At 61.3% G+C, this 22,165-nt stretch carries 17 protein-coding genes; 8 read left to right on the forward strand and 9 right to left on the reverse strand.

All coding sequences use genetic code 11. The features are described 5' to 3' along the window. Positions 1-3 precede the first annotated feature (3 nt). The 5 genes from P9L99_04885 to recJ all read left to right on the forward strand — a co-directional run bounded on the left by P9L99_04885 (position 4) and on the right by recJ (position 6,038). Positions 4-1,128 (forward strand): hypothetical protein, encoded by a 1,125-nt coding sequence (locus P9L99_04885; GenBank protein MDP8222674.1) that lies wholly within the window; start codon positions 4-6, stop codon positions 1,126-1,128. Between the two features lie 133 nt (positions 1,129-1,261). Continuing rightward, entirely contained in the window at positions 1,262-1,600 is a 339-nt protein-coding gene (gene yajC, locus P9L99_04890) for a preprotein translocase subunit YajC (GenBank protein ID MDP8222675.1), read from the forward strand. Between the two features lie 49 nt (positions 1,601-1,649). After that, the gene (secD, locus tag P9L99_04895; GenBank protein MDP8222676.1) at positions 1,650-3,239 is read left to right on the forward strand and encodes a protein translocase subunit SecD; all 1,590 of its coding nucleotides are present in this window, start codon (positions 1,650-1,652) and stop codon (positions 3,237-3,239) included. A gap of 15 nt (positions 3,240-3,254) precedes the next feature. Further along, complete coding sequence (secF, locus tag P9L99_04900) at positions 3,255-4,298, forward strand: protein translocase subunit SecF (GenBank protein ID MDP8222677.1); 1,044 nt, start codon at positions 3,255-3,257, stop codon at positions 4,296-4,298. 21 nt (positions 4,299-4,319) lie between these two features. Next, complete coding sequence (gene recJ, locus P9L99_04905; protein ID MDP8222678.1) at positions 4,320-6,038, forward strand: single-stranded-DNA-specific exonuclease RecJ; 1,719 nt, start codon at positions 4,320-4,322, stop codon at positions 6,036-6,038. 20 nt (positions 6,039-6,058) lie between these two features. Here recJ and P9L99_04910 read toward each other — a convergent pair whose 3' ends face one another. The 4 genes from P9L99_04910 to P9L99_04925 all read right to left on the reverse strand — a co-directional run bounded on the left by P9L99_04910 (position 6,059) and on the right by P9L99_04925 (position 11,162). Beyond that, positions 6,059-6,856: an SUMF1/EgtB/PvdO family nonheme iron enzyme gene (locus P9L99_04910; protein MDP8222679.1), complete on the reverse strand. Its 798-nt coding sequence runs from the start codon at positions 6,854-6,856 to the stop codon at positions 6,059-6,061. A 132-nt stretch (positions 6,857-6,988) separates the two neighbouring features. Further along, positions 6,989-8,641, reverse strand: a complete 1,653-nt coding sequence (locus P9L99_04915; GenBank protein ID MDP8222680.1) for a glycerol-3-phosphate dehydrogenase/oxidase — start codon at positions 8,639-8,641, stop codon at positions 6,989-6,991. 102 nt (positions 8,642-8,743) lie between these two features. Then, positions 8,744-9,169 (reverse strand): BLUF domain-containing protein, encoded by a 426-nt coding sequence (locus tag P9L99_04920; GenBank protein MDP8222681.1) that lies wholly within the window; start codon positions 9,167-9,169, stop codon positions 8,744-8,746. Positions 9,170-9,362: 193 nt separating this feature from the next. Further along, a complete protein-coding gene (locus tag P9L99_04925) occupies positions 9,363-11,162 on the reverse strand; it encodes a hypothetical protein (protein ID MDP8222682.1) in 1,800 nt (599 codons plus the stop codon). 92 nt (positions 11,163-11,254) lie between these two features. Between P9L99_04925 and P9L99_04930 the strand changes: the two genes are divergently transcribed. Then, a complete protein-coding gene (locus P9L99_04930) occupies positions 11,255-11,644 on the forward strand; it encodes a hypothetical protein (protein MDP8222683.1) in 390 nt (129 codons plus the stop codon). Between the two features lie 43 nt (positions 11,645-11,687). Then, positions 11,688-12,767 carry a hypothetical protein gene (locus P9L99_04935; GenBank protein MDP8222684.1) on the forward strand — a complete coding sequence of 360 codons (1,080 nt, stop codon included), beginning with the start codon at positions 11,688-11,690 and terminating at the stop codon, positions 12,765-12,767. 12 nt (positions 12,768-12,779) lie between these two features. Here the strand turns inward: P9L99_04935 and P9L99_04940 are convergent, their stop codons facing one another. The 5 genes from P9L99_04940 to murJ form a co-directional block, all read right to left on the reverse strand. Beyond that, positions 12,780-13,124, reverse strand: coding sequence for a hypothetical protein (locus P9L99_04940; GenBank protein MDP8222685.1), 345 nt, complete (start codon positions 13,122-13,124; stop codon positions 12,780-12,782). An 8-nt stretch (positions 13,125-13,132) separates the two neighbouring features. Continuing rightward, positions 13,133-13,924 carry a hypothetical protein gene (locus tag P9L99_04945; GenBank protein ID MDP8222686.1) on the reverse strand — a complete coding sequence of 264 codons (792 nt, stop codon included), beginning with the start codon at positions 13,922-13,924 and terminating at the stop codon, positions 13,133-13,135. Between the two features lie 29 nt (positions 13,925-13,953). Beyond that, positions 13,954-16,059: a hypothetical protein gene (locus tag P9L99_04950; protein MDP8222687.1), complete on the reverse strand. Its 2,106-nt coding sequence runs from the start codon at positions 16,057-16,059 to the stop codon at positions 13,954-13,956. 80 nt (positions 16,060-16,139) lie between these two features. Then, positions 16,140-17,255 carry a phospho-N-acetylmuramoyl-pentapeptide-transferase gene (gene mraY / locus P9L99_04955; GenBank protein MDP8222688.1) on the reverse strand — a complete coding sequence of 372 codons (1,116 nt, stop codon included), beginning with the start codon at positions 17,253-17,255 and terminating at the stop codon, positions 16,140-16,142. 1 nt (position 17,256) lies between these two features. Next, a complete protein-coding gene (gene murJ, locus P9L99_04960; protein ID MDP8222689.1) occupies positions 17,257-21,207 on the reverse strand; it encodes a murein biosynthesis integral membrane protein MurJ in 3,951 nt (1,316 codons plus the stop codon). Between the two features lie 153 nt (positions 21,208-21,360). Between murJ and P9L99_04965 the strand changes: the two genes are divergently transcribed. Next, on the forward strand, positions 21,361-22,155 hold the full coding sequence (locus P9L99_04965) for an ABC transporter permease (GenBank protein ID MDP8222690.1): 795 nt from the start codon (positions 21,361-21,363) through the stop codon (positions 22,153-22,155). The last annotated feature ends 10 nt before the right edge of the window (positions 22,156-22,165 follow it).

Consider the following 22,165-nt stretch of genomic DNA (forward strand, 5'->3'; position numbering starts at 1 on the left):
ACGATGATCACCCACCGAGCGCGACATTGGGTTGCGGCAATCATGCTGGTTTTGTTGGTAGCGGCCGGCTTCGGCTGCGCGAGCCAAGGCGTCGAGGTTGATCCGACCAAAATCCCACCCCTGCCCAACCCGCAACTGGAAATGGTGCTGCGCGTGAATGTAGGGCAAGCGGTGCGCAGCGCCTTGGTCGATCTCGCCGAGCAGCTTCGCGATGATCCGGACACCAGCCGCATGACGGCCGATATGTATATGAGCGATGAGCAGGACGGTCTCGTGCTGGTCTTCGCCAAGCAGGCCGAGCGGGACGGCGCGGTCGCTTTGTTGGCCGAACGCCTGCCGAATTACGACGCCGAGAAAACCGAAGAAGACGACCGTTTTTTGCTGCTGGCCACGCCGCAAGAGGAAGAAGTAACGAGAATCGTGCACGCCGCAGTGGATCAATCGCTGCCGATTTTGCGCGATCGGCTGCAACGTAAAGCCGCCGCCAAGAAGTTACCGAAGAACCGCCGAGCCCGCAAGGAACTGCGGCCCGTATTCTCGCTGACGCCGGAGTATCCCGACCGCATCTTGCTGCGCGCGCGGGGCTTGCTCGTGGAGAAGGACGTGCGCGATGTGATCCGCCTCGGGCCGCGCTTCGAATTCAAATTGATGGACGCCAAAGCCGCGTCGAGCGCGGACGTGGCCGAACTTCTCGCTCCGCACGGGGCGACGCCGCCGCCCGGTTATCGCGTGTATGTACAGGAGCATCCACTTGATAAGAAGGCGTTTTTCTTGTTGCGTGACCTTCCCGAGCTAACCGGAAAGCACATTGTGGCGGCTTCGGCACATCGGAGTACGATGGGGGAATGGTCGGTCGCGGTCGTTTTCGATGAGAAGGCAGCGGCGATATTGGCCGAAATAACGGGCAACAACGTCAATCGGAGAATACCGATTTTGCTCGACAACCGCGTTTTGATCGCGCCGATTATCCGATACACGATTTCCAAAGAAGCGCTAATTTCCGGAAATTTCGACGAAAACGAGGCTCGCACGTTGGCCTTTATGTTAGGTCTCGGGGCGTTCCCGGCGGGGTTGGAGGTGGTGTCGGCGCAAGGCGACGGCCCGTCAGCGAGGCCGGATAACCCTTGAAAATCGCGCCGAACGGGTCGATTCGAAAAAGCAAACTTTATCCGCCTGGGCGATTGCCAATCGTCTTTTCTTTGACTATGATTCCGCATTCCGCGACTTGGTAAAAAATCGCTGAAATACGAAAGGATAGATCATGTTTGCTAACATCGCCTACGCGATGGGCGGCGGCGGCGGCGGGGCCGAAGGCCAGCCGGACATGTTCACGTCGCTGATTCCGATCATCTTGATCGGCATCATCTTCTACTTTTTCCTGATCCGGCCACAGAGCAAGCGGCAAAAAGAGCACCAGAGTCTGCTTTCCGAGCTCAAGCGCGGCGACGAAGTTGTGACCACCGGTGGCGTAATCGGTCGCATTCACAGTGTAACCGACACGGTTATCACGCTCGAAGTGGCGCAAAACATGCGGATTCGGGTTCTGAAGGGACAGATCGCCGGCCTACATACGGCCGAATCTAAACAACAGGATAGCTGACCGAAACGCCTGCGGTTTCGTTGTATTTCACGGGTAGGGTGAACTTGCCATGAAAGACTATCGTATTCTGGCCATCGTGGCGGTGGCCGTTCTTTCCGTCGTCTTTTTGCTGCCGACATTCGTCCCGTCGTTGGATGGTGTTTCCTGGTATCCGGCCGATCCGATCCATCTCGGCCTGGATTTACAGGGCGGCATGCACGTCGTGTTGCACGTCGACGTCGACAAAGCCATCAAAGACGAGTTGGGGCACGTGGGCAAAGACAGCGTGCCGACGGCGTTGGAGGAAGAGAAACTGGCGTTCGCCAACGCGTACGTCAACAAAGACGGCGACAAGCTGATCGTCGAGTTCGCTTCGATCGAGGATCGGACGAAGGCGGAGGCCTATTTTTCGAAGAACTGGGCACGCTTCGACATCGGCGCGTACGGGGCGGAGGGCAAGATCGGCCTGACCCTGAGCCTGCAAGACGAAGAAGTGAAGTTCATTCGCGAAAACGCCATGCGCCAGGCGCGCGAGGTTCTCAACAACCGCGTGGACGAATTCGGCGTGTCCGAGCCGGAAATCTACACCCAGGGTTCAGATCAGATCGTCGTGCGACTGCCCGGGGTGGATGATCCGGAACGGGCCAAGGATTTGATCGGCCGTACCGCCGCGCTGGAATTCAAAATGGTCAACGCCAAGGCGCGCTACGCTTCGACCAAGGAACTTCTGTTGGCCGAAGCGGGCGGCAAAGTTCCTGAAGGTTACGACGTGTATTCGAACAAGGCCAGCCGCACGGGGCAGGATAATTGGTACTTGTTGCGCATCCCGCCGGATCTCTCCGGCTCCTACCTCACCGACGCGCGGGTGGGTTACGACGAATTCCAGAACTCCGCCGTCGATTTCCAGTTCAATGAAGAGGGGTCGCGGATTTTCGCCGACCTCACCGGCAAAAACATCGGCAAACAACTCGTGATTCTGCTCGACGATGTGGTGTACAGCGCACCGGTGATTCGTTCGCGCATTTCCAGTCGCGGACAGATCACGGGTGATTTCACGCGGCAGGAAGCGCTTGACCTGGCGATCGTGCTGCGCGCCGGCGCCCTGCCCGTGCCGATTCGAATCGAAGAGGAACGAACGGTCGGCGCGACCTTGGGTGAAGACTCCATCGCCAAAGGCAAGCTGTCGTTTATTGTCGGCGGCATTTTCGTGCTGATCTTCATGGTCGTGTACTACCGGAAAGTGGGCATCGCGGCCAATACGGCGTTGGTGTTGAACGTGCTGATAATCATGGCCGGCCTGGCGATGTTCGGCGCGACGCTGACCTTGCCGGGTATCGCGGGCATCATCCTCACGGTGGGCATGGCGGTGGACGCCAACGTGATCATCAACGAGCGCATTCGCGAAGAGTTGCGCAACGGTAAGACGCCCAAGGGCGCGGTGAACACCGGATATCAGCGCGCCACGTGGACGATTTTGGACGCCAACATCACGACGTTGGTGGCGGCGGGCGTTTTATACAACTTCGGTACGGGCCCGATTCGCGGGTTTGCGGTGACCTTGGCGATCGGCCTGATTGCCAGCGTGTTTACGGCCATCATCGTAACGCGGGTGATTGTGGAAAGTATCGCCACAAACAGCCGCGAAACCTTGAGCATATAAGGCGAGGACGAGACGATGAAGTTCTTCGAGATCATTCCGCCCGACACCAATATCCAGTTTATCAGCAAGGCAAAAATCCTGGTGCTCGGTTCGGCGGTCGTCGTGCTGGTGGCGATCATTATCACCGCCATCAACGGCCTCAACTGGGGCATTGATTTTGCGGGCGGCTTGGAAATGCGTGTCGATTTTCACGGCGCGGCGCAGAATATCACGATTGGTGACGTCCGCGATGCCATGGGCTCGCTGCCCGAAGACCTGCCCCTCAAAGGCGTCCAGGTCGCGCAATTCCGATTCGAGGACGAAAACAAAAACGCCTTTTCGATCAAAGCCAAAGGCGAAGAAAATGTCGCGCGACTCGAGGCCATTGCCGACGCGAAACGCGCCGCGGCGCCGGAAGATGCGGTCGCCGCAAACCAACAAAGCGCACTGCTCGACTTGTCCACACGCCTGCACCAACATCTGGAAACGACTTTCGGCAAAGGAACGGTGACCGTCGTCTCGACCGACTTGGTCGGCCCCCGCGTCGGCGCGACGCTGCGGAAGAAGGGCTTTTACGCGATCTTTTACGCGTTGATCGGCATTCTGGCCTACGTCGGTTGGCGCTTCAATTTCCGCTTCAGCCCCGGCGGCGTGATCGCCCTGGCGCATGACGTGATCATTACCGTGGGTGTGTTTTCGTTCTTGCAGCGCGAGATCAGCCTCGTGACGATCGCCGCGCTATTGACCATCGCCGGTTACTCGATCAACGACACCATCGTCGTGTACGACCGCATTCGTGAAGGACGCGAGCGCAAATACCGAACAAAGCCGCTGGACGAAGCGGTCAATTTATCCATCAACGAAACGCTCAGCCGCACGTTGCTGACTTCGGGCACGACGCTAATCGTCGTGGCAGCCCTGCTCTTCTTGGGCGGCGAAATCCTCTTCGATTTCGCCCTGGCGCTGATGATCGGCGTGCTGGTGGGCACCTATTCGTCGGTATTTATCGCCAGTCCGATTTACGTGTGGTTGGAAAACGGGTTCGCCGCGCGCCGTAAAGCGCGAGGAGCGCTTCGCTAACCAACAAGGAGCAATAATCCCGTGCCGTCGGCTCGCAAACGTTGGATTATTGCCGAGGCGAATCCCCTCGTCGAGCGGCGGCTGCAGGACGAGGTGGGCGTCGGGCCCATCACGGCGCGGGTGCTGGCCGCCCGCGGTTTGACCGACCCGGCGCACGTCGAACGCTTCTTTCATCCCCGCTTACAAGACTTGCCCCACCCGCATCTCATGCGTGACGCCGAAAAAGCGGCGGGGCGTATCGCCGATGCCCTCGAACGTGGCGAAACCATCGTGGTGTTCGGCGACTACGATGCCGACGGCGTGACGGCCTCGTCGGTGGTTGCCGATTTCATGCGAAACATGGGGCACCCGGTTCGGGTCTACATTCCGCATCGCGTCGAGGAAGGCTACGGAATGCAGCCGGGGGCGGTGCAGGAATTGGCCGCGGCCGGATGTTCGTTGCTGATCACCGTCGATTGCGGCTCTAACGATACGCCTGCAATCACCCGGGCCGCCGAACTGGGCGTGGACACGGTCGTCACCGATCACCACGAAATCGACGGTCCGCTGCCGCCGGCGTTCGCGATGCTCAACCCGCACCAAGCCGATTGCGGTTTCCACGAGGAGCCATTGGCCGGAGTCGGCGTGGCCTTTTTCTTGGTTGCGGCCGTGCGCATCGAGTTGGCGAAACGAGGGCACGAGGTGGCGGATCGTTTCGACATGAAACGATTGCTCGATTTGGTGGCGCTGGGCACGGTGGCGGACATCGTGCCGTTGGTCGGCGTGAATCGGGCGCTGGTCACGGCGGGCTTGAAGTTGATCGATGAGGCGGCGCGGCCGGGAATTGCGGCGCTTAAACGCGTGGCGGGCGTGGGATCGCCGGTGCGCGCGGGTGACATCGGCTATCGGCTGGCACCCCGGATCAACGCCGCGGGTCGCATGGGCGATGCGTCGGTGGGCGTCGATCTACTGCTGACCGACGACCCGGCCAAGGCCCGCGCGATCGCGCAGCAATTGCATGAAGAGAACACTAAGCGGCAGGCGGTCGAGGCGACGATATTCGCCGAAGCGCGCCGGATGTTCACGAGCATCAACGGCCACGAACGGTTGCGTTCGATCGTGCTGGCGCATCCGCAATGGCACCCGGGGGTGATCGGTATTGTGGCCAGCCGGATGGTTGAGGCTTTTCATCGGCCGACGGTGTTGATCGCCGCGCGGGGCGAGGTCGGGCAAGGCTCGGGGCGGTCGATCTCCGCCTTCAACCTGCACGAGGCGGTCAGTGCGTGCGCGAGTCACTTGGAAGGATGCGGCGGGCACGCGCAGGCGGCGGGCTTGCAGATTCGTCCGGAGAACATCGTGGCTTTCGCGCAGGCGTTTGAGGAGCATACGCGCGGCGTGCTGCAAACCGAGGATCTGGCACCGCGGCAGCACGTCGATGCTTGGTGCGAGATCGACGAGATCAGCGAGTCGTTGGTGCGGGAGCTGGGGCAGTTGGCGCCCTTCGGCTGCGGCAATCCGGAGCCGGTGTTGGCGGCGCGCGACGTGGAAGTTCTCAACAAACAGATCGTGGGGCGGGATCACCTGAAGATGCGCATTCCCTGTCGGCGCTCGGCGCTGGCGGTGATCGCCTACGGTTTCGCTCCCATGAGTCAGGAAATCGGTTCGCGGATCGACCTCGCGTTTACGCCGGAATTCAGCTACTACGGCGGCGTCGAGCACGTGCAGCTACGCGCCAAGGACCTTGCCATTCCCGATAAATAGATATTCCTACTCGGCGTCCCTCACACAGCGAAAACCGATATGCGGCGGGTCAATGGCAGGCGGATCGCTGACTTCCATCCACGCCAGCAACGCATGATCGGGGGCTCCCCCATGCCGTTGTCCGGTTCGTAACCGCCGCCGCGCAGTACGTATGAACCGACAAAGGTAGACGACGGAGTCGTCGTCCATTCCATGATGTTGCCGCACATGTTGTACACGCCGTACGGGCTCACGTTTTCGGGAAAGGCGTCAACCGGAGCGGAACCGGTATAGCCGTCGACGCTGCCGTCGCACCCCTCGCCGTCGCACCAATTGGCCCAAGTCGGATGAAACTCGTCGCCCCACGGATAGTTGTGGCCGTCCCGGTCGCCCCGCGCCGCTTTCTCCCATTCGGCGCTGGTGGGCAGACGCTTGCCGGCCCAAGCGCAGTAGTCCCCGGCATCATACCAATTGATGGAGTAAGCCGGGTGTCGATCGCTCACATCCGCCCAGTACTGGGCTTTTCGCTCAGCACAGCCGCCTGCTTCGATGCACTTGTACAAGTCGCCGACGGAAGCTTCGTACACGTCGATGTAGAAATCGGGCAGATCGACAACGTGGTAGAAAACGCCGCACAACCCATTGTCCGGGTCGGTGCAGCTCATACCGAAGGGGCCGGCCGGGATGAGAACCATCGGCGAGTTCCCTATTTCTCTGTCGAATTCCTCCTGGGAATCTTCTTCGTTGCCATCGGGGCGTTCTTCAGGTCCGCAGTTCACGAGTATTGACGCGCAAAGAAGCACGGTTAGCGCAACGACGATGTAGCGGTGATACGGCATGATTCATTTCCTTGCGACGAATTCACGTAGTTTCACAATCGAAAAGCCGAGGCTGAACGCCGTATGGAAGGGGGAATCCGGCGTAATCAGTGTGCCGATACTATAGGAGATTCGCAGCCGTTGGTAAACGGCTCAGTTCGCAACCATGTTTTTCGCGGCGATTTTCTCCAGCGCCGCCTGCACTTCCTTTTTCTCGCGGCTTTTGCTCCAGCCAAGAACGGCGCCGGCTATCTTCCCGGCCGTCGTCACCGCTTCCTCGCTTAGCTGCCCGGTATTGCCCAGGGTGGTGCGCCGCCACAGGATGTCTTCGAGGGTCATGGCCATTTCGCGCTCGGCCGCCTGCACGATCACGGCCGCCGGCAGCGGGTGTCGCGAATCCACCACGGCGCCCAAGCCGTTCTCGTTCATGCGCCCGATGACTTCCTCGCGCATCGTGCCGTAGACAAGGCTGAGACGCTGAAGCATCTCCTCGCCGAGCTTCGGATACCGGCGGCGTCCTTCGGCCATGAACTCGTGCCAGCGGCGAATCGCCCCGCCCGGCAGCGGTGTCCAGGCGGTGTGGCACGTGCCGGGCTCGCGGCCGAGTTTGCGCTCGACCAGGTTCGTCAGCGTTTCGGCCAGGTTGCGGCTGGTCGTGTATTTGCCGCCGATCACCGTGACGAAGCCGTCGACTTTGTCCTCGTCGGCGTGGTCGTAGATTTCGTACTTGCGGCTGGCCTTGTAAACATCGACGTCAACGTCGGTTTCTTCATCGACGATGGGCCGCAGCCCGCCGTAGGTCCAGGTGACGTCGTCCATGGTCAGATGGGCCGAAGGATACACTTCGTTGATTTCGCGCAAGAACTCTTCCGCCGCTTCACGGGTCACGGAGTATTGGTCGGGATTGCCGGAAAAACGCGTGTCGGTGGTGCCTGCCAGCGTCATGCCGCGATAAGGGATCAGGAAGAAATGCCGCCTGCTCAAGGTCTGCAACACGAGAGCGTATTTCTCCGTGATGTTCCGGAAGATAAGGTGAATCCCCTGGCTGCGGATGAGGTGCTTTTTCTCGCCGCCCAAGGCCATCTCGGAAACGAAATCCGCCCACGGCCCCGCGACGTTAACCACAACCGCGGCGCTGATATCGACTTCCTCGCCGGTGTGCGCGTCACGCACTGTGGCGCCGATCACGCGGCTACCGTCTTTACGCAGGCCGACGACCTCGGCGTAGTTGGCCACTTGCGCACCGTGAGCGGCGGCGGCCATGATCATTTCGAGGTGAACCCGTTCCGGGCTGTGCATGTGGCAGTCGTAGTAAATCGCGCCGCCGGTGAGACCCTCTGTAATCACGTGCGGTTCTTCCTCCAGCACGCGGCGCTTGCTGAGCAAACGAAACGACGGGACCTGGCGGTCGGGATCTTCCAGCCAAGCTTTGTCGAAACTGAGCAATTCGTACAGCACCATGCCGGCGGTGATCATCGGGAGGTTGTTTTTCTTCAGGCTGGAATACGTGGGTACGAGGAAGGGCCACGGCTCGACCAGGTGCGGCGCGATACGCTCCAAAATGCGCCGTTCTCGAAGGCTTTCGCGCACCAAACCCATCTCGAGATTCTTTAGGTACCGCAGGCCGCCGTGCACGAGTTTGCTCGTGGCGCTGCTGGTGGCCCAGCCGAAGTCTTTTTTCTCGACCAACGCGGCGCGTAGTCCTCGCTGCGCGGCATCCATCACCGCGGCGGCGCCGGTGACGCCTCCGCCGACGAAAAGAACATCGAACTTGGTGTCGGCCATTATCTCCAAATCGCGTCGCATAGTGCATCTCCGATGCGGTTTGGGCGGATTGTAAGCCGCGTGCCGCACCGCGTCAAACGCTGCGTGCCACGAATGCCTGGGAAAAGTGGTTGGTTGGCGTGGTTATCCGGCGTCGACCATTTCAGCCCATGTGGCTCGTTCGAGAGCACCGGAGAGTTGGTCGATCATTGCACGCTGCTGAACAATCGCGGCCATGATAGCGCGGAGGGGTTCGGTACGGATTTCGGACCCCACGTCCAAATCGACCTTTTTCATGGCCCAATCCGGAAAAATTCGCGTTTCAACGCCCGCCTCGGCCGAAAGCAACAACACATGCTTGTGACGCGGGTCGCCGGTGATTTTCGCGTATAGTTCATCGATCACCGCGTCGGGCCCCTCAATAACCTGAAAAAACATACCGCCGCTGGTCATCAGCACTCCGGTGATTTCTCGCTCGACATTGTCTTCCGCAGACTGAACCGCAAGCCGGCCTATTTCCTCTTTTGAGAAGGTTTGCGCAAAACGGCTTACATACTTGATTCGTTTCATAAGAATGCTCCATTGGTACTTTTATTACGCGAACATCATACTCTTGAGAAGCTAACGCCGGTTCGGTCGGGCGCAAGGCTGCACCCGCTTATTCGGCTTCGTATTCGAAACTCTTGCTTGTGGAGAAACGGCTCGTGATGCAGGGCTCAGAAGCTACAACGATGCCCGGAAACCCACCGCTCGCCCGAAGCGCTCAGTCGGTTTGGGGCTCGTCGACGGGCGGGTTGAGGATCGGCTCGGGATCACGGTGCCGCGGCAGGGTATGAATGCGTTCGATCAATTCCTCATAGGTGCCGGCGGTGAAGGTATCCCACAACCAGTTTGCCCGCGCCTCGTTCATCGGGACGAACTCGCTGTACGCCTCGGTGCCGACCAGGTCCTGGCGCAGCAAGCCGATCACGCCCTTGGCGTAGCTGTCGCCGGTCCACTCGCCGCGTTTCATGTTCTGCCAGCGTTCCAGCGAGCCACGGCGCACGGGGATTTTTTCGTCGACCGGCAGCCACACGAAGCGATACATCTCTTCGGTTTTCGGATGCAGCATCAGCTTCTTTTGGGCCTCGGCGCCGATGTTGGACATGACCCACTTGATGAGCCCTTCGGGTTCGGAGGGCATCAGTCCGGGCCAGGTGAAGATGAGTTCGGGCGCGCGTTCCATCACGTAGTCGATGTCGTATTTTTCGTGCCCGGTGATGGCCACGCCCGTGGGCACTTCGGCGTGGGCGATATGGGTGTCGGTAAGGCCCACCAAATCCAGAATGTACCGGTGCGAGAAATACTTCATCGCGCCGATGGGAATGGTGGCGATTTTCGCCTCCGGGGGGGTATGGCGGCGTAGTTGCTTGGCGACGTAGGCCCAGTCGGCAGTGTTGGTGACGATAAAGCCGTGCACGAGGCCTTGTGGCGGAATGCGTCCGAGGAAGTACACGAACTGGAAGACGATGAAAGCCGCCACGGCGAGCGCGATCTTCCCATTGCGACTCATGGGTTTGGTTTTCTTTTCCTCGCGCCTCCGTTCCAGCGCGCCGATGCCGAACCACCAAACCAACAGCAGCATGGGGACGAAGGCCGGTAGCAAGAAGCGATGGAAGGAAAAGAAGTCGGCCCCCACCAACAGCACGTAGGCGACCGAGGTGGCCAACAGCCCCGCCATGACCCGAAGCCAACGCGGTGCGACTCGTCGCCGCCACGCATACCACGCGGCCACGACGCCCAAGAGCGGCAGCACCATGCCGACGAGCCATCGCACGACGTACAAGATGCCCGTTTGCGTCAGCGACCAACTCGTGTGAGTGACCTTCGCGTAAAAGGTGTTTGGCAGGGGATAGCCGAAGTAGTTCCAGCGCCACAACCAGTAACCGCCGAACAAGCCCACGACCACGACGCTGTACGCGATGGCTTTGGACCAGTTGAGCTTTTTCGGTGATTCCACCCACGTACTCAGCGCCAGCGTGATGGCGACCAGAATGCCGTCGGGCCGCAGCAACCCCGCGGCCACGGTCACCAGGGCGCTGAGGATCGGCCACTTGCCGTGTTCGCGCTCCCACAGGTGCAGCTTGACCGCGCCGAGCCACGCCAAGGCGACCAGCGGCATCTCCATGCCCGAGTACGTCCAGGCCACGCCGGAGAAACCCAGCAGCGCAAAAGCGGCGATGAAGTAACCGAATACGCCGACCGGCTCGTCGTGCTTGGGGCGGATGAAGGACCACGCGAGCAGCGCCACGCCAGCCCAAGCCAGCACGTTGATGACCACCGCGACCAGGTCGAGGCGTTCGGTCAGCAAGGCGAAGGGCGCCAGGATGACCATGTGTAGAAAAGCGGTGCAGCCTTCGACGTGTTCGCCTGGGTTGAAGGCGATGCCGTGGCCCGCGGCCAGGTTGCGCGCGTAGGCGTAGGTGATCCAGGCGTCGTCCACGACTCCGAGCTGCCGCGTGACGAAGCGGAAGGCCACCAGGGCAACGACAAACAAACTGTAGGTCACGGCGTTTCTGCGCATGGCATCCTCAAAAAGTCCGCCGATTATAGTGATGGTTGTCATTGTCTGTCCACGTGGTAATAGTGAAAGTTCATGAGAATGGAGAACGAACGATGACGTCGCGCCGTTGCTTGCTGCTTGTTTTGTTGCTCGTCTTTCTGGTTTCCGCCTGCGCCTCCACCAGTCCCCTGGCCACGAAGTCCGGCGACCGAAAAGCGTTGCTCGGCCTCTGGGAAGAGGAATGGCCGGACCAAGAAGATCACGACCGCTACCGCATCGACGAGGCCGACGGACAGGTGACGATCACGCCGCTTAACCGCACCGACATCCAAGCCGTCAAGGAAGTGTTTTTTCAACACAAGCGCCTTGTTTTCACCCTCGTTCTCAACGGCAGCCCCGTCCGATATGATTTGGTCCTGGTAAACCCGACCTTGCTGGCCGGGCGCGCCAAGGGCGGTGCGCGCAATTTTGATGAGCCGGTCCGTTGGCACAAAAAAGATTAACCCACCTAACCCGGCGCTGCGGCGACGAAGTAAGGGGTCCGGTATGAAACGATGGCGTGTAATCGGTTTGCTCGCGTTGATCGCGGTGGTCGCGTTCGGCTGCTCCACGACCGCCCGGAAGTCGCCGGCTGATGCGACCTTGACCGCAGTAGACAACGCCCCGAGCCCGTGGGCGGGCATCTGGATTGAGGAATGGGCCGACGACGAGCAATCCGATCGTTACCGCGTCACGGTGCAGGGCGAGAACCTGGCGATCGTTCCTTTGACCAACGCCGAGAAACAAAACCTAACGGACATTCATTGGGACGGCGAGCGCCTTGAGTTCGCCAACGAAGTTGGGCAGCGACGTATTTTCTACTCGCTGGAAATCGCGGACGACGGTCGTCGTCTGCTGGGTTCGGCGCGTTCGGCCAAGGGCAACATTACGAAGATCACGTGGCGGAAAATCGCGGCGGCGGCAGGTTCGATGCCGCGCAGTCTAGCCGAAGTCGAAGGCGTGACGGTCAGCGTCGATCGTCGGGATTTCGCGGGCAACTGGCAGGAAGATTGGCCCGGTCGGCCGGAAGACGACGCCTATCGTATCGCGCTCAACGGCGACAAAATCAGCCTCGAAGTGCTTTCCAATCCGGACCGGCAGGCCCTGGGCGACATGGAATGGAACGGCCGGCGCTTGAACTTCGAACTGTACTACAACGATATTCCCTACCAATACGAGCTTTTCCTGGTCTCGAACACCCAACTCGTGGGCCTCGTCTCGGCGCCGAGTGGCGGCTGCAAGCGCGTGGTGTGGAATCGCGTGGGGCCACGGCGGACTTCGTCGTGGCTGCGCACCTCCACATGGAACGGCCGCTGGCGGGAATACTGGCCGCAGCGCGGCGAGCACGACGCGTACCGGTTGCAGGTGTCGCGGGGCGCGAAGATCGTCGTGGAAGCGATGACGAATCAGGCCAAACAGTCGCTCGCGGGGGTGCGCTTTAACGGCAAGACGTTGTCGTTCCAGGTTCGCTTCGGCGAGAACACGATTGTTTACGAGCTGCGCCTGGATGATTCGAACACGATCCGCGGCACGGCGCGCACGCAGGACGGCCAGAGTCGGCCGATCGTGTGGTTGCGCGAAAAATGATCGAGGCTTCGTCTACAATTCCGCCAATCCGCAGAGCTGGTCGACCCGCGTGATGCACTGATCGCGCAGGGCCGCGCCGGTGGCTTTGTCGCGATTATCGAGGATGCACTGGGCGATTTGCTCGTCACGCAAACTGCCCCTGAGGCAATACGAGCACGCCTCGCGCACATCCTCGTCGACCAAGGATTGGCAATCCTCCGGGCCGGTCACGTCGTCGCAGAAATCCGGGTTGCAGTCGACGCCTTTTTGCCCTTCGTCGTCCTCGTCGCCGTCACCGCTGGAAAAACAGGCGGCGGCCATCGTCAACATGAGAACCGCGACCCACAACCAAACCACATTCGCCCTGAACCGATGCATGCCCTCTCCTAGAAGCAGAAGTTGTACCCGACGAAGATCACCGGCGAGATCGGCACGCTCTTTTCCACTCCCGCAGCATGCAGTTGCAGCTCGAAATCCACGAATCCCGGACCGGCTTTGATGCCTACGCCACCGAGCAAGCGACCGCCGAAACCGCCGCCCTTCACGTTTTGCGATTCTTCCTTTTTGTCGTCGGCGACGTCGAGATCGAGGCTCGTGTTTTTCGGAATGACGTCGAAGTCGTAGTAGTTGAACCCGATCCCCGCGCCTGCGTAAGGCTGCACTTTCCCATATCCAAACACCGCGTTCGCGCCAAGGTGAACGGGCAGCCACGTGCCGCTGATTTCCGGGTCGTCGCCGCCCAAAGCGCCGCCGGCGCCGAGCGGGACGTAGCCGAGTGAGCCGGTCACGGCCAGCCGCCACGAGTCGCGCCGCAAGACGGTGCGGGCCACGTTGAGTTCCAGGGCAAGGGCGTAAACGTCGGTAAACGGTATCGCGACGCCGAGTTTCGGCTCAAGACACCAGTCCGGTCCCCGGTGCTTGGCGCCCTTGGCTTTCCGCGAGCTTTTTTTACCCTTGGCCCCTTTCTTCCCTTTTTTCTTTTTGTCTTTCTTCTTCGCCCAAGTCGCCTGATTGGCCGGCGTTTCGTCGAAGGAACTGTCCGCCGCTGTGTTCAGTCCGATAAACGGATGAACATTCGCGTCTTCGGATGCGTTTTCGGCGGCGACGGCCGGTGCGGCCACAGTGACCAAGCAGAAACATAGACACACGAACAATCCAATAGCAGCGCGTGTGCGCATGGCGCGCCCTCCCCTGAGGTTGTTTCGTTTTATTCGTTTTCGTCAATCACGTCGTAGTAACGACCCATCCAGTATGCCTGCAAAAAGTCGGCGCCGCCACCGTTGAGCAAGTCACCGTGTGACTCCGACACGCGGAACGGGCCGTCTTTATAGTAGTTGGTCGTGCCGCCGAACTCCCAGAAAGGCGCACCGTAAATGCCCTGGTGGCGTCCGCCCTGGAAGTAATCGAGTTTCCAAAACAGCGACGGCAGGGGCGAGGCGCACCATTCCGGGTCGATGCGGTGGTCGATATCGAAGGTCTCCTTCGGGAAGGGAATTTCCCGCAGGCGCCAGATCGCGAAGTCCAAGACGTCGAGGGTGTCGGGCGCGGGTTCGGAGAACGAGTACGCCGCGATGGGCCACATCACCTGCCCCGTGACGCCGTTGAGTCGCATGCCGTTGGTCCAGCCGGTGGTGAATAGGCCGAGGCCGTCGGCGCCGGTGGCTTCGATGAGTTGATAGAGCACGATCGTGCCCACGGTGTTGAGGTGTTGCCCGGACCAATCGGACACGCCCCAGAGATAGAACATGCCGTCGCCGATGAAGGTCCACACCTCGTAGAGCAGGTTGCTCCAGATTTCGTCGTAGCGGTCGAGGAAGCGCTGCTCGCCGTTCGTGAGATAGGCCAGCAGGTTGGCGGTCATCTCGTTGAAATTGCCGTCGCGCGCGATCGCGGCGTAATCGGCCAGAATGACGGCGCGGTCGGCGATGCCCTGCCGGTACACGTCGTACTGCGGCTCGTTGGGCAGGTACAGGTAGGACATCAAATAGCTGTAGTAGAGGCCCTTGATCATGTCGTTGTTCCCGCCGGTGAGCCAGTCGTAATCTTCGTACGGCGCGGCCCCCTGCACCCATTCTTTGCTGCCGTCGGCGACATGCGGCCGCACGGCGCGCGCAAACGTGGTGTTGTCTTGCGGGATGTCGTGGGCGAGGAATTCACCGTCCAGCACAAGCAGCCAGTTGTCGAGCGCTTCCTGCTCGCCGGTCACGAGATAGCGCCACACCTGGCTGGCCAGGTAGCAGCCCGACCACAGCAGCGCGTCGCCGGATTCCTTCTGATGCAGTGGCACGGAGTCGACCACCGCCTCGCTGAACATGCCCTGCGGGTTGAGGAAGTAGAGCGGCATCTCCTCGTCGAAGAAGGCTGCTTTTTCGGCCAGCGTCGGCCCGTAGGCGCGCGACCGCAGCATCGTCTCGGCCATGCTGATTTCGTCGAGCCATTTGTTGACGACGCGGATGGTGTCGGGATGATCCCGGTACCACTCGAAATCCGTGCGGTAGTGATGGAAATAGTGAATGCCCGCCTCGAATTCCGGCCGGTCGCGGTAGTCGTCGTAAAACTCGAGCGCGTGGTACTCGCGCAGGAAAATATTGACGAGGGTTTTCAAAAACCCGGACATTTCCTCGTGACTTTGCCGCGTTTCATCCTCGTCAAGAAAGATCGGCGTTTCGCCGCCCGCTTCCTGGAAGGTCCACGTTTCGGTCGCGGCGTATTCCCGCGAAGCCTCCGGCGCCGAGGCGTAAGTGACGGTGTAGCCGTCCTTCGCGGTGGGCGTGGCGGTGGCCTCGATGACCACGCGCGGGCCGTCGATTTCCGCGTCGCGCGCCAGGTCGCCATAGGCGGAAATGAAATCGCCAACCTGCAACGACACGCTCAGTTTGTCGGGATCGACCTGCCCCAGCCACGCGCTGTGGACTTCGTAGTCGATGTCCTTGTAGGCGTCGGCGAAAGTGAGATCGGGGTAGCTCACGAGGCGGACGAACTCGTAGCCTTTTTCGGCCAGGTACACTTCGGCCGTGCCGGTGTAGTCGCCGTGCGTATCGGTGCCGGTGAGGGAGTAAACCCCAGGCGCGATTGCGGTCGGAGACGGCGGCGAATCGTCGTTATCATCATCGTCATCGGCGTCATTGTCGTCGTCGTCGTCACCAACGGTGTCGTCGTCGTCATCAATGGAGTCGTCATCGGCGTCATCATCGTCACCAACGGTGTCGTCATCGGCGTCGGCGTCATTGTCGTCATCGTCGCCACAGCCCGCGGCGAGCACCACGGCCAGCGCGATCAGCAGCAGTAAAAACAAGATCCGTTTGGCGTTCATGGCACAAATCCCCCTGCGTAAAACCGCTTCAGTTTACCCAGGCGGATCGGAGAACGCAAAACTGTCGGTGAGACGAAATCCTATCTCAACTTGAGCGCCAGCACCGCCAACATTGCGGCGATTCCGGCGACGATCCACATCCGGACGACGACTTTCGGCTCGGCTAGGCCACGCAGACGAAAGGCGTCGTGCATCGGGGCGCGGGACAACAAGCGCATGCCCAACGCACCGCGACCGACTCCAAGTTTGTCTTGAATCAGCGAGGAGCCGAACTCGGCGCAGAACAGGAAACCGGCGATCAGGAAAAGCAGTTCCTGTTTGACCAGCACCGCCGCGGTAGCCAACACGCCGCCGATGGCCAGGCTGCCCGCGTCGCCCATGAATACCGTGGCCGGGTAGGAGTTGTACCAAAGAAAGCCGATCAACGAACCGAACAGCGCGGCCAGGAAGACGGCCACTTCGCCCGCGCCTTTGATCTGATCGAACAGCAGGTAGTTGCTGATTTGCGCGTGGGAGAGGATGTAGGCGTAGATGACGTACACGCCGGCGGTCATGATCGCCGGGCCGGTGGCCAGCCCGTCCATGCCGTCGGTGAGGTTAATCGCGTTACTGATGCCCAGCACGACGCCCACGACAAAGGGCAGGTAAAGAATCCACAGGGGGATCGTTCCTTTAATGAAGGGCACGGTGATGTGACCGATCAAATGCCGCTCGTGAGGCGAGATGCCCGGAATGAGACAAACGAGGGCCAACAGCAGCGCGAAGATGCCTTGGTAAATGAGTTTCTCGCGGCGCGACAACCCTTCATCGGCGCGTTTGTGCACGACGATTTTCAGGTAGTCGTCGGCGGCCCCGATGGTCGTGAACCAAAGGAGCGCCAGGAAGAGAATCTGTACAAAACGGCTGGTGAGGTCGCAGGTGAGCAGCGCGACCAGGATCGTCACGAAAGCGAAAATCGTGCCGCCCATCTGCGGCGTGCCTTTTTTGTCGCTGATTTTCATCACGCCGTAATCGCGGGGCGTGTCGTGGATACCGGCGCGGTGCAGCAAACGGATCATCGGGCCGCCGAAGATCAACGTGCCCAAAATACCCAGCACCGCCGCCACGCCCACGCGCACGGTGATGTAGCCGAACAAGCGAACAAAGGACGTGACGGGACCCTGCGCGGCGGCTTGTTCGTAAATCCAGTACAGCACCTTAGGGTTCCTCCGGCAGTCCATCGAGCGCTCGACGCAGCGCGCGTTTGAGCGGCGAAATCGGTTCGACCATCTCCCCGGCGAGCAAAGTGCGGCCCAGCACCCGGCGCAGTTCGGCGACATCGGTCATGACGCCGCGGTCGAAGAGGCGACGACAGGCGTCGACTGCCGCGAGACGAATCGGCCAGCGCGGGTGATCGAGGAAGGCCGTCAGCCGGTCGCCGAGGCCGTCGGTGACGGCCAACTCAGCGTAGGCGCGAATGGCCACCGGGGCGACCTCGAAATGCCGGTCGTCCATGCGTTCGATGACCTTGGCGAAAACTTCATCGTCGCCACGCAAATCCTCCGCGAAGGCGATCGCGGCGCGCAGGGCGTATTGTCGGACTTCCCAGTACGTGTCGTCCAGGGCGTACAGCAGGGCGTCGCGAACCCGCGCGTCGAACGCGCCGATTTCCACGAGGCTGGTCAGCGCGTTGCGGCGTACGAAGCCGACATCGCGGGCGTCGCCGGTCAACACGCGCACGAGCCGCAAGCGCTTTTTCGCTTGTTCGGTGATCGCCCCGACCAGCGCGTCGATTCTGTCGGCCAACTTGAGCGCGCCGATCAGCTTGATGCCGATGTTGCGGATCCACCAGTCGTCGTGCGCCAGGTAGTTTTCGAGGCGCTCGCGAACGATGCTCATTTCTTCTTCGTTGAACTCGCGGCGTCGCGCTTCGGCCAGCAATGCGGCGGCACCCAGGGCGCGCACATTAAGGTTTTCGTCGTCGTGGTGCGGGCGAACGGGCAACCGCCCGAAGGGGCGGCCCAGGCCGAGACGAGCGCTGTAGAAATTCAGCAACTCGAGCAGTGGCCCGGTGCGCATTAAGTAGGCGAAGGCGACGAAAACGGCCAGGCCCAGCACGGCCGGAGTCCCGAACGACCACAGGTTGCGCAGGAAGCCGTGTCCGGAGCCGGGGTCTTGGAAAACGAGCTTGACGACCAGCACCATCACGATACCCGCGACCACTGTTTTGCCCACGGTGGCCAGCAAGTCGCGCGGCGAGAGCGGCGCGTGGTCGGCGGCGAGGCGGCGCGCCACGATGATGTGCCGCCAGACCATGTTGAAGGTGAAACCGATCGAGGTCGCCAAGGCGAGCCCGGCGTGTTGCAGGGGGGTGCGCACCAGCAGCAGGGCGAACACGAGGTACACGGCCAGGCTGCCGGCGTTGGTCACCATGCTCGTGCGGGTATCGAGCTGGCTGGAAAAAACGCGGCTGTAGAACGAGGTCAGCGACCAGCCCAGCAAACCCAGCGCGTAACACACGAGCGCGAGGCTGGTCATGGCCGTGTTGTGGGCGGTGAAGGCGCCGCCTTCGAAGATGACGCGCACCAACGGGGCGGCCAACACCACCATCAACGCGGTCGTGGGCAGGATAAGCATCAAAGTGGCCTCGATGCCGCGGCGAATCAGGTCGCGATATCGCTTGGCGTCACCGGTCGCGGCGACGTCGGCCAGGTCGCGCAGGAAGACGCGGTTGATGCTCATCGACAGCACGCTGAAGGGGAAAACCACCAGGATGCGTGAGAAATACAGCGCACTGACCGACCCGGCGATCAGGGGCGTCGCGAGAATTTTGTCGACCACGCCGCCCGCTTTGTTGAGCGTGGCGTCGATGAAGATGGGGCCGGAAAGCGCGGTGACTTTTTTCACACCCGGCTCGGCGGTGATGGTCGGGCGGTAGGCGTTCCACGCAACTTTTTCACGTAAGCCGCGGCGCAGCAGGAAGAACAACTGAAAGGCGATTTGCAGCGCGCCGCCGACCAACACGCCGATACCCAGCGAGTACATTCCGATCAGCGGGTTGAGTACCAGGACCGAAAAAATCACGCCGATGCTGTAAAACACCGGCGAGAACGCGTTCGGACCGAAACGATCGAAGCTCTGCAGCAACGTGCCCAAAAAGGCGCTGATGCTCATCAAAACAAGGAAGGGAAACATCAGCCGCGTCATGGCCACGGTTTGGCTGATCAGCCCCTTGTCGACGAAGCCCGGCGCCACCAGATGAATCCACCACGGGCAGGTCAAGATGCCCAACGTCGCCAAACCCGCGGAGAGGACGAAGAATAAATTGAACACCTGCCACGCCAGCCGCCAGGCGGGGCGCTTGTCGTCGCTGCGGCCGTGGAAGAGGCGGAACGACGGCAGGAACGCGTTCTCGAGGGCCATCTCGGCAACAACTTCGCGCATCAGGTTCGCCAGGCTGAGTGCCACCGCGAACACGTCCATGACGACGCCCGCACCGAAAAAGCGGCCCAAAAACGCTTCGCGGAAAAAGCCCATGACCTTGGCGCCCAGCGTGCCCACGCCCTGGGAAAATACATTCTCGACTGCGCCTTTGCCCGGCTCCTCCTGCGAAACGATGACGGTTTCGAATTCCAGGCCCAGTTCCATCTCGCCCGGCAGCACGATGGCATCGCCCACCGCCAGCGGCGTGGGGCCGTCCACGTCCTGCGTTCCCGATTCGCCGTGGCGACGCAACATCAGGGCGCGTCCGCGGCGCGGGATCAGGATCCATGTCTCGTCGATGCGGCCGTTGACGGCGCGGCTGGTGCGCTTGATGTCAAAATGGTGCCGCCGCAAGCCGCCGATCTTCAGGCGGACATCATCCCAGCGGCCGGCCCCGACGCGGCTGCGGTCGAAAAGGACTTCGGTGCGCTCGCCGACCGGATCAACCAGGAAAGTGCGGGGCCGCTGCACGCGGGTCGGCTTGGGTTTGGGCGGCGCGACCAGCTTGTCGGCCTCGTCACCGATGCTCGTCAGGCAGTCGATCACCACAAAGCTCGCCGCCGCCTCGCGCATGGCCGCGCGGCGTTCGGGCGTCAAGTCGAGCAGATCGCGCACGGCGTCCAGCACGCGGTCGCCGCTTACGGCGTCGACGACCTCCCCGTCTTCCACGATGCGCCGCTCCTGAATGGCGATGCACGCGCCGCCCGCGGCCATGGTCTCCGCATTCTTGACCTGGTGGTCGCCCGGCAGGCCCGACTTGGGAATCACGACGGCCGGCACACCGAGGCTCATCGTTTCGGCCAACGACCCGGCCCCGGCGCGGCACACGATGGCGTCGGCGACGCGCAGCCATTTTTCGATGTCGTAGAGGTAGACTTCGCGGCGGTAGAAATCGCCCGCCCGGCTTTCGTCGAAGCCGCGGGCGTGCAGGCGGGCGGTCGTGTCCTCGAAGGCGTTGTAGTCCTTGCCCGCGTAGCGGCCCACGCCGTGCATGACGAACACGCGCGAGCGGAGCGCTTCGTCGGCGGCCAGGGTCGGCAGGAAATCGGCGACGGCGCGGTTGATCGTGCGCGCCCCGAGCGAGCCGCCGGTGACCAGCACGACGCGGCGGTCGGGGTCGATGCCCAGTTCGCGTTTCCAGGCGCGGCGTTGGTCTTCGGAGACGGCTTCGCGGCACGCAAGGATTTCGGGCCGCACCGGGTAGCCGACGAACACGCCGTTGTGAACGAAGTGCTCGAGGGATTCCTCGAAACTGACGCAGACGCGGCCGGCCAGCTTGCCGAAGGTGCGGTTGACCAAGCCGGGATATGCGTTCTGCTCGTGCACCAGCGTGGGGCGTCGTAACAAGCGTGCGGCCAAAAGCGCCGGGGCGCTGGCGTAGCCGCCGGTGGCGACGACCAGTCGCGGTCGATATCGCACTAAGAGGGCGAGCGATTTGAGCGTGCCCAGCGCCAGGGCCAACAAGAAGCCGAGCATGGCGAAGGATACTTTGCGCGAAGGCAGGCCGCGGGAGGGTACGAAAGCAACGGGGATGCCGTGACGCGGTACGATGTCGGCCTCGGCCCCTTTGGCGACGCCGATGTAGAGGAACTGCGCTTCCGGGTCACGCCGGGCGAGTTCGCTGGCGATCGCCAAGTTGGGGTAAACATGACCGCCGGTGCCACCACCGGTCAGAACGTAACGCATGGGGCTTTTCGAACCTCTTGGAAGTTGTCATAAAGTAGCACCCCCACGACGGGCACTCAACCGATTCCACGGCTGCTTTCTTCGACAGCCGGACCGGAAAAAGGTTGCGTGCGGCCAATTTGGTTTTGCAGGCAAGTGAGGTATCATCCGGCCATGAAACGAACCCTCGTCGCCCTTTTCGGTCAGCGCCGGCTGCTATGGAGCCTGGTGCTGCTGGATTTGCGCAAGCGATACGGCGCGAGCTTCGGCGGTTTCTTCTGGTCGGTCATCAATCCCCTGCTGCAGATACTCGTGTACACGGTCGTGTTCGGCTACATTTTGGCGGTGAACGTGGGCGGCAACGAAGGCACCGCCAACTACGGTGTGTTCCTGTTCGCGGGCATGCTGCCGTGGATCGCCTTTTCCGAAGCGGTGCAGAAGTCGAGCACGGTGATTCTGGAAAACAAGGACCTGGTCAAGCAAGTGCGCTTCCCGGTGATCATGCTGCCGTTGCAGGTGCTGCTTTCGAGCTTCCTGCACGAGTTGATCGCGCTGGGGATTTTCATCGTGATCCTGGTCCTGCTGGGTCAGCCGCCGCCGCTTTTTGCCTTCGGCCTGATTTTCATTTTCCCGCTGCAACTGATGCTCACGCTGGGCTTGGCGGTAATCGTTGCCGCTTTCCACGTGTTCTACAAAGACGTCGGCCAGTTCATCGCGGCGGTGCTGACGCTGTGGTTTTTCGCCACGCCGATCATCTATCCCATTTCGCTGATCCCCGAGTGGCTGCAACGTTTCTACTACGCCAACCCGCTCACGCCGCTGATCACTACCTACCGCTCGGTCCTGCTGGGTAACGAGATCCCGAATTTCGGGGCGTTCATTTACATGTGCGTTTTCGCCTTCGTCGTGTTCATCCTGGGCATGACGTTGTTCCACCGCCTGTCCAAGGATTTTGCGGACCTGCTCTGATCCCCTCGTT

Source organism: Candidatus Lernaella stagnicola, assembly GCA_030765525.1.
Classification (GTDB): domain Bacteria; phylum Lernaellota; class Lernaellaia; order Lernaellales; family Lernaellaceae; genus Lernaella; species Lernaella stagnicola.